This window comes from Parasphingorhabdus sp., assembly GCF_036964565.1.
GTDB lineage: Bacteria > Pseudomonadota > Alphaproteobacteria > Sphingomonadales > Sphingomonadaceae > Parasphingorhabdus.
The window spans coordinates 1-12,486 of record NZ_JBALTN010000002.1; the positions used below are offsets into that span (position 1 = coordinate 1).

At 57.1% G+C, this 12,486-nt stretch carries 11 protein-coding genes and 1 tRNA gene; 6 read left to right on the forward strand and 6 right to left on the reverse strand.

Going from position 1 to position 12,486, the window contains the following annotated elements; translation table 11 throughout:
• Nucleotides 1-112 precede the first annotated feature (112 nt).
• The 3 genes from V7650_RS02000 to V7650_RS02010 form a co-directional block, all read right to left on the reverse strand.
• Nucleotides 113-1,048: a hypothetical protein gene (locus V7650_RS02000; RefSeq protein ID WP_335654571.1), complete on the reverse strand. Its 936-nt coding sequence runs from the start codon at nt 1,046-1,048 to the stop codon at nt 113-115.
• Between the two features lie 389 nt (nt 1,049-1,437).
• Nucleotides 1,438-3,375, reverse strand: a complete 1,938-nt coding sequence (locus tag V7650_RS02005; RefSeq protein ID WP_335654572.1) for a hypothetical protein — start codon at nt 3,373-3,375, stop codon at nt 1,438-1,440.
• Nucleotides 3,376-3,694: 319 nt separating this feature from the next.
• Nucleotides 3,695-3,771: transfer RNA gene (locus tag V7650_RS02010), tRNA-Pro, on the reverse strand.
• A 202-nt stretch (nt 3,772-3,973) separates the two neighbouring features.
• On the opposite strand from V7650_RS02010, the gene yajC reads away from it, so the two are divergent.
• Genes yajC through V7650_RS02030 form a run of 4 tightly spaced genes read left to right on the forward strand, consistent with a single transcriptional unit; the run spans nt 3,974 to nt 7,302 of the window.
• The gene (gene yajC, locus V7650_RS02015; RefSeq protein ID WP_335654573.1) at nt 3,974-4,306 is read left to right on the forward strand and encodes a preprotein translocase subunit YajC; all 333 of its coding nucleotides are present in this window, start codon (nt 3,974-3,976) and stop codon (nt 4,304-4,306) included.
• 27 nt (nt 4,307-4,333) lie between these two features.
• Nucleotides 4,334-5,938, forward strand: a complete 1,605-nt coding sequence (gene secD, locus V7650_RS02020) for a protein translocase subunit SecD (RefSeq protein WP_335654574.1) — start codon at nt 4,334-4,336, stop codon at nt 5,936-5,938.
• Nucleotides 5,935-6,918, forward strand: a complete 984-nt coding sequence (secF, locus tag V7650_RS02025) for a protein translocase subunit SecF (RefSeq protein ID WP_335654575.1) — start codon at nt 5,935-5,937, stop codon at nt 6,916-6,918. The genes secD and secF overlap by 4 nt, the downstream gene beginning before the upstream one ends.
• Before the next feature lie 3 nt (nt 6,919-6,921).
• Nucleotides 6,922-7,302 carry an Mth938-like domain-containing protein gene (locus tag V7650_RS02030; protein WP_335654576.1) on the forward strand — a complete coding sequence of 127 codons (381 nt, stop codon included), beginning with the start codon at nt 6,922-6,924 and terminating at the stop codon, nt 7,300-7,302.
• Here the strand turns inward: V7650_RS02030 and V7650_RS02035 are convergent.
• Entirely contained in the window at nt 7,299-8,477 is a 1,179-nt protein-coding gene (locus V7650_RS02035; protein ID WP_335654577.1) for a glycosyltransferase, read from the reverse strand. The genes V7650_RS02030 and V7650_RS02035 overlap by 4 nt on opposite strands.
• 24 nt (nt 8,478-8,501) lie before the next feature.
• Nucleotides 8,502-9,065, reverse strand: coding sequence for a helix-turn-helix domain-containing protein (locus V7650_RS02040; protein ID WP_335654578.1), 564 nt, complete (start codon nt 9,063-9,065; stop codon nt 8,502-8,504).
• Between the two features lie 86 nt (nt 9,066-9,151).
• On the opposite strand from V7650_RS02040, the gene V7650_RS02045 reads away from it, so the two are divergent.
• Nucleotides 9,152-9,682: a DUF6456 domain-containing protein gene (locus V7650_RS02045; RefSeq protein WP_335654579.1), complete on the forward strand. Its 531-nt coding sequence runs from the start codon at nt 9,152-9,154 to the stop codon at nt 9,680-9,682.
• Here V7650_RS02045 and V7650_RS02050 read toward each other — a convergent pair whose 3' ends face one another.
• Complete coding sequence (locus tag V7650_RS02050) at nt 9,683-11,497, reverse strand: ABC-F family ATP-binding cassette domain-containing protein (RefSeq protein ID WP_335654580.1); 1,815 nt, start codon at nt 11,495-11,497, stop codon at nt 9,683-9,685. It abuts the gene before it with no gap.
• A gap of 128 nt (nt 11,498-11,625) precedes the next feature.
• On the opposite strand from V7650_RS02050, the gene V7650_RS02055 reads away from it, so the two are divergent.
• Nucleotides 11,626-12,483: an aminotransferase class IV gene (locus V7650_RS02055; protein WP_335654581.1), complete on the forward strand. Its 858-nt coding sequence runs from the start codon at nt 11,626-11,628 to the stop codon at nt 12,481-12,483.
• The last annotated feature ends 3 nt before the right edge of the window (nt 12,484-12,486 follow it).

A 12,486-nucleotide genomic window follows, 5' to 3' on the forward strand; every position in this document is an offset into this window, starting at 1 on the left:
AACGAAAAACCATCGAACATCGGCGCTTGCAATACCGCAAGATCGCCGCCTAGTATCAACCAACCAGATGGAACCAAATACTCGCTTATTTTAAACCGCCATATGTCTCAAATTATCTGACGACGGACAATCTGATGCGTTCTACGAGAGGGGATTGTCCACCAACCCGAAAAACTAGGTGCAGCTTCGTTTCTCGTATTGCGCTTTCAGCGTCTAGGCTTTCCACCAATTCGTCAATGCGTCTCCCGACAACCTCGCCGTCGATATGATCATCAAAATCAAGACGATGAAGATCACGAAGTAACCTCATCTCTGCCGCTGATAAATGATCAGAAACAGTGAAAGGAGGGATCGAGAGGTCTGCTAGCCGCTTTGCATCTACCTTAAAAAGATCGGCCGCTAATTTGCCGAATTGAGCCCAATCGTGGAGAAATGAATCCGGTTCGCTTTTCGCATTTTTGGTGCGTTGTCCGCTGCGTCCTCCAACAACGCGCATTGACCATTCAAATCCGGTTAGCAGGAAATCAGGATAGTCCCCACCAGATGTCAGAATTGAATAATTATCCAAATTTCTATGCAAAAGACCTTGCGCGTGAAGGGTCTCCAACCCAAATGCAACACGCTTCAAATTTCTCCACATTCGCGAGCGTGCTGACGCTGTGCGAGGGTTACGCAATCCAATTGTATTTGTACTCGCACGATCTAGTAAAACTTGCAGTGGCCTGCGTTGTCCAGGATCTAAAACAAGATAAAAGCCTTTCTCATCCATTCCGGAGTTTTGGAGCGGAGCTATTGTGTCAACTGCTCCCGGATATCCGCCGAGACGATGAAGCTGGCGGAGTTCATGTTGCCAAATTTGTTGAAGATCGGAGTCTTCTACGCCACGCCTTCGTGGCCAAACTTTGACTAGTACGGGTTCATCATTTTCGCCGAAGGCTTCGAACAAACCTGGCCGACCTTTTTTGCTGTCTGGCTTGAGCAGATAAGAATCCGCTTCGCGGTAATGTGACCGAAAATCGCTCGCTTGCTTCTTCCGCGTTCGGTTCAAAGTAATACCCCTTTTTGAATCGCGCTCAGCCTATAATATTTGATCGCTATTGGCTACGAATTGTTGATCGTATTCTTAGAAAGCTAAAGAAAGGATTCTATGTAAGCTCAAGATAACGTTCTCGGGTAAACACATTTCAGGAGGCCAATAAATTCCGGCATGATTGGGTGGATGAAAGTTCATTGATATGGTCTCAGGACTTTGCAAAATTCTTGAGTGAACTCTAATTACCGACTGTGATCCCGTGGATCGATAGGTACTCTGTCCGTCGGCACGTCAGCTTCCGCCTGAACCAGCGAACAGCTTTGCAGCCAATGACATTAGGCCAAGTCGTTATTTAAAGGTCGTGTTCAATCTGCTTAATACTTTTCGGCACTTGAATGCCGCAGTCAGTCTGAAGTGCCACCTTTTTCCTCAGATCGCAATTTAAGCGGGTGTGTTTCGATAGAGGTAATCAAGGACTGTAATCTTATCACACAAGGCATCAGCTCGTCTAATGATGGATCGTCTTCATATATGCCTTCAAGCGTTGTGGTCCGAGCATGACCGAAAAACGCCTGACGAATGCCAAGCTCAATCTTGGGTTGGCCTTTTCTGAGATAAGAAGTTGCAAATTTCCTGAAAGACCGCGTGTCAATATCCTTATCGTCAATCGTAACTGAGGTGCCAGCAGGGAAATGATGCGCAAGCAATGGCTTGAAGACCAGTTCCAGGAATCGTTTTCGTGCAGGGACGTTGGTTGTATTTAGTTCGGGGAATAGCCAATAGGCACCTTTAGCTCTCAGCTCCTTCACGTAATTTAGGAAGCCGAGCTCAATGAGTTTAGGTGCGATTGGAAGAGATCTTTCACTGTTTCCAGTCTTTATTCCTTGATCAATGCTGGTCCGAACATGAACATATGGGATCGTCGCATCTTCAAAGACATTTTTCAAAGGCATCTGGAAAAATTCGTTTGATCGATTTCCATAAACAATCAAAAGGAGTGGCCCCCAGTAAAAACTGTCATGAATGATGTCTGTTCCAGGTTCGAAGCGTTCCCGTTGACTAAGGCACCCAGTGTAGATTGGGCCGCTGAGCAGCTTGAGGACCTCTTCTTCTTTTGGCACAGGGAGGCGTTTGTTCTTCTTTCTAGGATCCTTTTTATTCAGATTGTTAAAGCTGACATCGGGATAAATGTGGGTATGTTTGCCGCGCCCATCTTCTAATTTTCGGGCAAAGTCGAACAACTGTTTGAGCGTGTTCAGATGGCGATTATGGGTTGTGGGTGAGAAGCCTACCTTAGGTAATTTATCTTCCGTGGCTTTGCGCGCGTCTTTTATCCATTGGGCTGAAAGAGCCTCTCCACGCGAAAATACGGTCTTCATACCGCCGGCGCGGTCTTCCTTATTTTTGCCCCAGATTCTGGGCATCTTCAATAAACGCATCTGGATATCAAGGAGATGGCCTCTCTCTATCTGGCTTAAATGCAGGTCGCCATTTTCTGCGATAAAAATTTCGGCAATTACCTTTGCGTTTCGACAAGCAGAATCCTGCCAGTTTTGTGACCGCCTGTTCTCTTCGACTGCCAAGGTGCATAATTCTGATACACGCAGATCGATTAAACCTGAGTGCGCCGTGCGGGAGTGGGCGGATGCTGGCTGAGCGAATTTTGGCTCACTCTCTTCAACTTGTGCAGAGGCGCGATTTTCAGCGCTAGCCAATTCGGCGTCATCGGCGACTAATTTTTCATCTTTGGGGTTTTCGTCGATGATATCATCTGAAGTTTGTTGCTGCGGGATAGGGCTTTTGTATTTGCGCTTTTCCTCAATTTCCCGATTAGCATCAAGGCATGCTTGGCTATATGCTTGCGCAATCGTCGATAAAACGATTTTGCGATTTGTTGGAGTATCGTCAACTCCAGCGTTTTCTATCATGTGTTCAACCAAGCGCGGCGCGATGGCTGGGCGACCTAAAGGGGCCATCGCGATGGAGTCCTTGCTAATGCCTTGGCTTAGTACGATGCCCGGTAGCATCTGCGATAATGGAACCATTGAGTGAAAATCGATAAGTTCTTTTAAAAGCTTTTTATCTTCCTCATCCCCCTCAGAATGAGCCTGCGGCAAATCTTGCAGACCTGTATCTGCCGGCAAGGCACCCCACACACCCATCATAGAGAACAGCTTGCTGTATGCAGAATTATAGCGTCGATGCAGCTCAAAGTTAAATCGCGGACGGCTCTGAATTGCTGCGATGTGATCACGCTTATATTCGAGAGCCTCTTTATAAACAGCAGCGATCATTTTTGGATCAGGGCTTTTTACCTGAGTTGGGTATTTCACTGCGACCATTTCAAGCTCCATATCTAGGCTAAGTGCCATGCGCCTTGCTACGGATTTATCCGGAGTTTTTAGCGTTATACGGAGCATTATAGGCAATTTTGCTGGATTTCCCAAACTGACGCGCCGGCGCCACCAGTAAGTTTCGCCTCGGCGATAAATACTCACGTCCGATTGGCCGATTCTGGGAACCAAGGTGTTTGCCTGGAAAATGTGCACATCAAAGTGCACAGGTAGGTGCACAATTTGGGATTCTGATTTCTCAACCGCATGTTGGGGCGTCCTCCAAGTCGAGGAAAACTGCGGTTTTTGGTTGGGAATCAATATCCATTGGTCGGGACGAGAGGATTCGAACCTCCGACCCCCACACCCCCAGTGTGATGCGCTACCAGGCTGCGCTACGTCCCGACCGAGGCTGCGCATATATGGAGGTCGGCATGGCTTGGCAAGTCGTTTGCACGCCGATCGCCACCTTTCCCTCCTACGGATTTCGTTGCGCCTGCGCCGCGTGCGTGATAGGCGCGCGCATCATCGGGGTTGACGGCTTTTGGGGCTTGAAACACAGGCCCCCGCACCACACATAAAATTTTGCAATTATCGGGACGAATTCATGACAACTATTTCCATATTATCCGCAGCAGCAGGCTCCGGCGGCGCCGGCGGCTTTCTGATTTCGATCATGCCGCTGGTGCTGATTTTCGCGGTTTTCTACTTCCTGCTCATCCGCCCCCAGCAAAAGAAGATGAAGGAACATCAGGCGAAGGTCGGATCGGTCAAGAAGAATGACGAGGTCGTCACCGGTGGCGGACTGGTCGGCAAGGCGGTCAAGGTCGACGATGACTATGTCGAGATCGAAATCGCCAACGGCGTCCGGGTCAAGGCCATCAAGGCAACCCTGTCGGATGTAATTCCCCGGGGCGGCGCCAAACCTGCGAACGACTGAACGCGGTGATATAGAAAGTTAAATTCAATGCTCGATTTCCCGCGCTGGAAAGTTATTTCCATTTCCCTGCTGCTGGCCTTTGGCGTGCTCATGTCGATCCCCAGCCTGCTTGGCGCGAGCGGCCAGAAATACTGGCCCGGCTTCTTGCCGAACGAAACCATCAATCTCGGCCTCGATCTTCAGGGCGGCAGCCATATTCTGCTGGAAGCGGACCCGGCCGACGTGGCCAGTGCCCGCGTCGAGACGATGGAAGAATCGGTACGCGCGGAAATGCGCCGCGCCAGTCCGCGGATCGGCATCGGCGATATTTCCCGGCGGGACGGCGTGCTCAGTTTCATGGTCCGTGACAGCACCCAGGTGGATGCGGCGCGGGATGCCATTGTTCCGCTGACCAGCGGCGCCGGCCTGACCGGACAGCGCGACTGGGACATCGAGGTCCGCGACGACACCCGCTTCGTCCTGACCCCGACCGCAGCCGGGCTGGAAAACGCCGTCGACAATGCCATGGAAACCGCAACCGACGTGATTCGTCGCCGGATCGACGAAATGGGCACGCGCGAACCGACCATCATCCGCCAGGGTGACAACCGGATCGTGGTGCAGGTGCCGGGGCTCGACGATCCCGAAGCGCTGAAGGCGCTGCTCGGCCAGACCGCGAAACTGGAATTCAAGCTGGTCGATTTTGAAGCCGACCCGAATGTCGTTGCTTCCGGCCGGGCGCCAGTGGGAAGCCAGATTTTCCCCTATCCCGACAATCCTACCGGCTTGCCCAATATCGCGGTCAAGCGACTTGGCGGCATCAGCGGCGACAAGCTGACCGATGCCGGGCAGGGCTTTGACCAGCAAACCAACGAAGCGGTGGTCAATATCACCTTCGATACCGAAGGCGGCTCGAAATTCGCGCGGCTGACCCAGAATAACGTCGGTAGGCCCTTCGCCATCATATTGGACGGGCAGGTGCTGTCCGCCCCCAATATCAACGAGCCGATCCTCGGCGGATCCGCCCAGATATCCGGAAATTTCACCGTTGAAAGCGCCAACCAGCTGGCAATCGCGCTGCGCTCCGGCGCCTTGCCCGTGGACCTCAAGATCGTCGAGGAGCGCACCGTCGGTCCCGATCTCGGCAAGGATTCGATCGACAAGGGCACGATTGCCGCGATCATTGCCACCGTCGCCGTGCTGACCTTCATGGTCGTTACCTACGGCCGCTTCGGCATGTACGCCAATATCGCGCTCGCACTCAATCTGTTCATCATTGTCGGCGTCATGGCGATGTTCAACGCCACGCTGACGCTGCCCGGCATTGCCGGCTTTGTGCTCACGGTCGGTTCGGCCGTGGATGCCAACGTGCTGATCAACGAGAGAATTCGGGAAGAACGAAAACGGGGGCGAAGGGTCGTCCAGGCGATTGAAGTCGGCTACAAGGAAGCCTCGCGGGCGATCATGGACGCCAATGTCACCAACATCATTGCCGGTGTTCTGCTGTTCATGTTCGGCTCCGGGCCGGTCAAGGGATTTGCCGTGGTGCTGATGATCGGTATCGCGTCCTCCGTCTTCACCGCGGTGGTTGTCACCCGCATGTTTGTGGCGCTCTGGGTCCGGCGGGCCCGGCCGCAGGAGTTGCTGATATGAGACTGTTAAAACTCGTCCCCGACGATACCAATATTGGCTTCATCAAATGGCGCAATATCGCCATGGCGTTCAGCATATTGACGATCATTGCATCGATCGGGCTGGTCGCGGCCAAGGGCCTGAACTTCGGCGTTGATTTCATCGGCGGCCAGATGATTCAGGCGACCTTTACCGAGACGAAAACAGCCCCGATCTCCGACTTGCGCGATCGCATCGGTGGTCTCGGCTATGGCGAAGCGACCATCCAGCGCTTTGGCGATGACAATGAAGTGTCGATCCGGATGCGGCTTCCCGCCGACGCGGAATCGCGGCCGGAAGCGGCCAATGAAATGACCGAGAAGATCGTCTCGACGGTCAGGGCGGAATATCCCGATGTCCGCATCGACGGCGTGGAATCGGTTTCCGGCAAGGTGTCCTCGGAACTGTTCGAAACCGGTGCCTATTCGCTGCTGTTCGCGGTGATCGCCATCTCCATCTATATCTGGGTCCGGTTCGAGTGGCAGTTCGGGATTGGTGCGCTGTTCGCGCTGGTCCACGATGTCGCGCTGACCTTCGGTCTGTTTGCCCTGACCCAGATGGAGTTCAACCTCAACATCGTCGCAGCCTTGCTCACGATCATCGGCTATTCGCTCAACGACACCATCGTGGTGTTTGACCGGATTCGCGAGAATCTGAAAAAATATCGCAAGATGGACATCATCGCGCTGCTCGACCTTTCGGTCAACGAGACGCTGGCGCGGACGGTGATGACCAGCTTGACGATGCTGATTGCGCTGGGCGCGCTCATTCTGTGGGGTCCGGACGTTATTTTCGGCTTCTCCGTGGCGATGTTCTTCGGCGTGTTTGTCGGTACCTACAGCTCCATCTATATGGCTGCGCCGATCCTGATCTGGCTCAAGGTCGGACCGGATACATTTGTGCCGGCGGAATCCGCCAATGAAAAGGCGGAGAAGCTCGGTGGGCCCGAGCAGATTGGCTGACCCTTGGTAGAACTGCGCAAGGATGTCGAGTTTACCGGGCCAGTGGTTACCGGGTTCACGCCGCAGGGTTACAAAATTGGTGACCGGCGGTTCGAGCAGGGCCTGCTGATCTCGCCGGAGCAGGCGATGGACTGGCCCGGCGCCCGGCTTGACCAGCTCGATCTCGCCGGGATCTTGTCGAGTCTGAACCTGTCTCCCCCACCGGAATTTCTGCTGCTGGGCAGCGGCCCGTCGATGCAGCAGCCACCATCCTCCTTCCGCCGCGAAGTGGAGGCGGCCGGCATGGGCCTCGAAGTCATGGACAGCCGCGCCGCGGCGCGGACCTGGGGTGTATTGCGGGCCGAGGAACGCTGGATTGTAGGCGCGTTTCTGCCGATCGGCTAGCGCCGCCCGGCGGCATCGCGCAGCACCGCCAGCAGCTGGTCGCCGTTGGTCTGCCAGCTGAATCGGTTCACCGTCGAACGCACGCGATCCTGGTCCGGCGGAGCGGCGAGAATGTCCCGGGCAGCCTCGACGATGGCATCGACCGACTGGGCGACGACCCGGCCGGCCTCTGCGGTGGATACCAGTTCGCGCGCGCCACCGGCTTCGCTGATGATCACCGGCGTGCCGCAGGCGAGCGCCTCGACCCAGGCATTGGCCAGACCTTCCGACCTGGAAACGAGAATGGCGATGTCGGCAGCCGCCGTCAGCTGGGCCAGCTGCTCGTGCGACACGCTGCCCAGAAACCGGATCCGGTCGGCGACGCCCAGCTGCTCGGCCAGCGCCCGGTAGCTCTGCTCCTGCTCTCCCGTGCCGGCCAGCATCAGCTGCGCGTCGGGAAGGCTGGCCATGGCGCGGATCACCAGGTCCTGGTTCTTGCGAGCGATCAGTGCGCCGGTGGTGATGAACAACGGACCCTCGACGCCCAACGCCTGCTTCGCGGCGGCACGGTCGACCGGCACGAACCGGTCCTGGTCCAGCCCGGTATAGTGGATGGTGATCTTGCTTCCATCCATTCCCAAGGCGATCATGTCCTGCTTCAAGGCTTCTGACACCGCCAGCAAGGCGCTGGCCTTGTCTGCCGCTTCCAGCATCTGCTGCCGGCATTTGGCATCGCGGCTCCAGTGATGGATATCCGCGCCGCGCGCCTTGATGGTAAAGGGGATATCGAGCGCCGCCGCGAGTCGCATCGCTGCCGGACCGTCGGGATAGAAGAACTCGGCGTCGATGATGTCGAACCGATGTTCCCGATGCAATCGCTTCACCAGGGCCATCACAGTATTGGCGATGCGTCTGGGATTGGCGCCGCCGCCGACCTTGGGGATCAACCGGAACCGCGGGCGGTACACGTCCATGCCGTGCCATTGCTCGTGTTGTGCGAGGCCATCAAGGGCCTGATAGCGGCGATGTCTGTTGAGCGGCCAGGGCGGTATCCCGACCGGATTGATGACGGTTACGCTGGTCTCCTGCCGGCTGGCAAGCTCGGCCGTCTGCCGCTCGACAAATATGCCGAAATTGGGGGCCGACGCATTCGGAAACAATGTTGAAAGCGTCAGGTTATTGAGCGGCCGGGTCATGGCGGACCTCCTAGCACAGAGGCCCTAAAGCTCCCTTACCAGCCGCACCGCGACGCCAATCCATTCGGGCTCATTGACGATTTGCTGGCGTGCACCGCTGCCAAGCGGCAGGATCTGCAGGCGGTTGTCCTGATGCCCGATCAGGCGGCCGAACAGGAAGCGTCCCGCCGGACGGGGCACCAGAATATCACGATTGAGAGCGGCCGAAAACTGATCCGCTGTGCGCCGCGAAAGCAAGACGTCATCGCCCGCGCGATAATCTCCCACGCTGCTCTTCACGCGCAGCGCCACCATCGCCGGCTCGATCGCGGGTTGATATATATGTTCCACCTTGCTGAGGGCATGTGCGCCCTTGTGATCCAGTATCGCGGCGACCGGGAGCTCTTCCTGGTCTGGCAGGGCGAGCAAAGCCGCGCTGTCGACGCCAAGCGCGTCGGCAATCCGGTTCAGCCAGTCCAGTGACAATGTCCGGGTGCCGGTCTCCAGCCGACCGATGGTCTGGGCGGTGGTGGCGGGCCTGCACCGTCTGGCGACCTCGTCCAGCGTCATTCCCTTGGCCTTGCGAACGTCTCGGATACGGCTGATCATGCTGCTCTCCAAACCTATATGGTTTTATCCTTTCCTACATTATTGAGAAAATGGCAAGAGGATTATCACCTAGAATAGGAGGTTTCATGTCTAAAAAAATAACCGCAACGGCTCAAGCATTTTCAGGCCCGCGGCTGCTCGCCGAGCGGGCCCTGCCCCAGGATGGGGAAGAGCGCGGCAGCGGCCAAAGGAAATACCGGCGCGTGCGAAGCGTCACCGTGAACCTGTCGGAATCGCCGCTGGGATGGCTGCACGCGCATGGTCATCTGTCGGACCGGCAGTTTGATGCCGGCGAATTGCTGCGCGCCGACTGGGAACGGGCCAATCTTGCGCCGCGGACGACGATGCGCTGGGACGGCATTCCGATTGTCCGACAAAAGCGCCGGGTCCCGGCGATGCTCAGCGAACCCGAAGCCCAGGTCGCAGCAAAGCAGCGCTTCGACAGCGCGCTGGATCATCTCGGGAGCGATTTGTCGGATATTGCCTGGCGGATCATCTGCGGTGGGGAGGGGACACCGGTTGCGGAGAAAAATCTGGGGTGGCCGGCACGGTCGGGGAAACTGGTGTTGAAAATAGCGCTCGACCGGCTGGCGATTTTCTACCGCCTCCCTGGCTGATTATATCTTGTTGAGGCGTTCGACTTCTTCGGCCAGTTCCAGCCAGCGCATTTCGGCGACATCCTTTTCGTCGGCCAGCGCGCTGTTCTCCCGCGTCAACGCATCAAAGCGCGCAAAATCGCGGGTGTAAAGATCGGGATCCGCCAGCAGCTGTTCGATCTCGCCGACCCGCTGGTCGATCGCCTCGATCCGCTCCGGCAAGAGATCATAGTCGCGCTGATCCTTGTAGCTCAGTTTTTTGCTGGGACTGCTGGATCGGGAGCCTGCCTGGGCGGCAACCGGGGCCGGCTTGGATGACGATTTCTGATCTGTTTCGACCTGCTTGCGCTTGGCTTCCCATTCGGCGTAGCCGCCTGCGATAATATCGACCTGGCCACTGCCATCCAGTCCCAGCGTCACGGTCACCGTCCGATCCAGAAAGTCGCGATCATGGCTGACCAGCAAGACGGTGCCTTCGTAGTCTGCAATCACTTCCTGCAGCAGATCAAGCGTCTCGAGATCCAGGTCATTGGTCGGTTCGTCGAGCACCAGCAGGTTCGACATGCGCGCGAATTCGCGGGCGAGCAGGAGGCGGGATTGCTCGCCCCCGGACAGGGTCCCGACCTTTGCGTCGATCAGCGTGGGGGCGAACAGGAATTCCTTGAGATAGCCCTGCACATGCTTCTTGGTTCCGCGCACGTCGATCCAGTCGCTGCCATCGGCCAGCACGTCGCGGACTCTCTTGTCGGGTGTCAGCAGGCTGCGTTGCTGGTCGATGAAAACGCCGTTCAGCGTCTTGGCAAGGGCCACGCTTCCGGTATCGGGTTCCAGTTCACCGGTCAGCATTTTGAGCAGCGTTGTCTTGCCGGCCCCGTTGGCTCCGACAATGCCGATGCGGTCGCCGCGCTGGATGCGCAGCGAGAAATTCTGGATGATGACCCGCTTCGACTCTCCTTCGCCGAATGACTTGGAAATGTCCGTTGCAGTAATCACCGATTTGGTTCGGCTGTCGTCCGCTTCCGCCTGCAGCTTGGCCGCGCCCGCCGGACCGATCATCGCTGCCCGCTGGGCGCGCATCTCCCACAGCTTCTCCAGCCGACCCTGGTTCCGCTTGCGGCGCGCCGTCACGCCGCGTTCAAGCCAGTGCGCCTCGAGTTTCAGCCTCGCGTCCAGCCTTTCCGCCGAACGGGCTTCGTCGGCATAGATTTTCTCCATCCACGCATCATAGCCGCCGAAGCCGACCTCCAGTCGCCGAAGGGCGCCGCGGTCCAGCCACAATGTTTGCTTCGTCAACCGGGTCAGAAAGGTTCGGTCGTGAGAGATCGTGATAAACGCGCCCTTGTAGCGTCCCAGCCACTCCTCCAGCCAGTCGATCGCGCCCAGGTCCAGATGGTTGGTCGGCTCGTCGAGCAGCAGCAGGTCCGGCTGCGAGGCCAGCGCCCGGCACAGCGCGGCACGGCGCTTTTCGCCGCCGCTGGCCTTGTCGGCCCGGGTGGAAAGGTCGGTTCCCAGCTGATCGGCAATCGCCTCGACTTCATGCAATGCCGGTCCCGTGTCTCCGGAGACAGCAAAGTCGCGCAATGTTGCGAACGGCGTGAAATCCGGTTCCTGCTCCAGCATCACGATATTGACGCCCGGCTGGATGACCCGCTTGCCCTTGTCCGCCTCGATTTCGTTGGTGATCAGTCGCAACAGCGTGGTCTTGCCGGCACCATTGCGCCCGATCAGCGCCAGCCGGTCACGCGGGCCTACATGCAGATCGAGGTCGCGGAACAGCCATCCTTCACCCTGGTGAAGCGAGAGATTCTCATAGGAAAAAATAGGGGGCTGCGACATGATCCCAGCGCGTTAGGGCCAAGCGGGTTTCGGCTCAAGCCTTCTCTTTTCGATTATGGTCATTGACCTGCGATGGCATATCGGATTGTTAGGCGTGAATGGGACAAGATCGGCGATTGGAACATGACTTGCGCATCGTATATCTCAACGGCGACTATGTCCCCAGGACAGCCGCCAAAATCTCCGTTTTCGACCGCGGCCTGCTGTTTTCCGATGCCGTCTACGAAGTGGTTTCGGTCATCGATGGCCGGCTGATCGACATGGAACGGCACGTCACACGCCTGGAGCGGTCGCTCGGCGAGCTGTCCATCAATGCCTTTGCAGACTGGTCCGGGATTGCGCGAAAGCTGGTGGCAAAAAACGGCCTGCAGGAGGGGCTGGTCTATCTCCAGGTGTCGCGCGGGGTGATGGAGGATCGCGACTATCGCTGGCCTGCACCCGGCACCGCCCCCACCATATTCGCCTTCGCCCAGTCGCGGGACCTGATCGAAAACCCGCTCGCTGGCCGGGGCATGCGGATCATCACCCGTCCGGACCTGCGCTGGCAGCGATGCGATATCAAGACCACGCAGCTGCTCTACGCTTCGCTGATGAAGATGGAGGCCGTGGCCGCGGGCGTCGATGATGTTTGGATGACCGAAGGGGACCTGGTCACCGAAGGTACGTCCCAGAATGCTCATATCATCACTCGCGACGGCGTGCTGATTTCGCATCAGCTCGACCGCGCGATCCTGCCGGGCGTGACCCGGATTGAAGCACTGGCGCAGGCGAAGGCGATGGGACTCGCGGTGGAGGAACGCGCCTTTTCAATCGACGAGGCGAAACAGGCGGCGGAGGCCTTCATTTCGTCATCAACCCTGCTTATCATGCCGGTCGTGGAAATTGACGGCCACCAGATCGGCGATGGAAGACCGGGAAATCTGACCGGCCGGATTCGGCAAGCCTATATAGCTGCTGTTCATGCAGGCCCTTCTATAAGGGGTTAAATC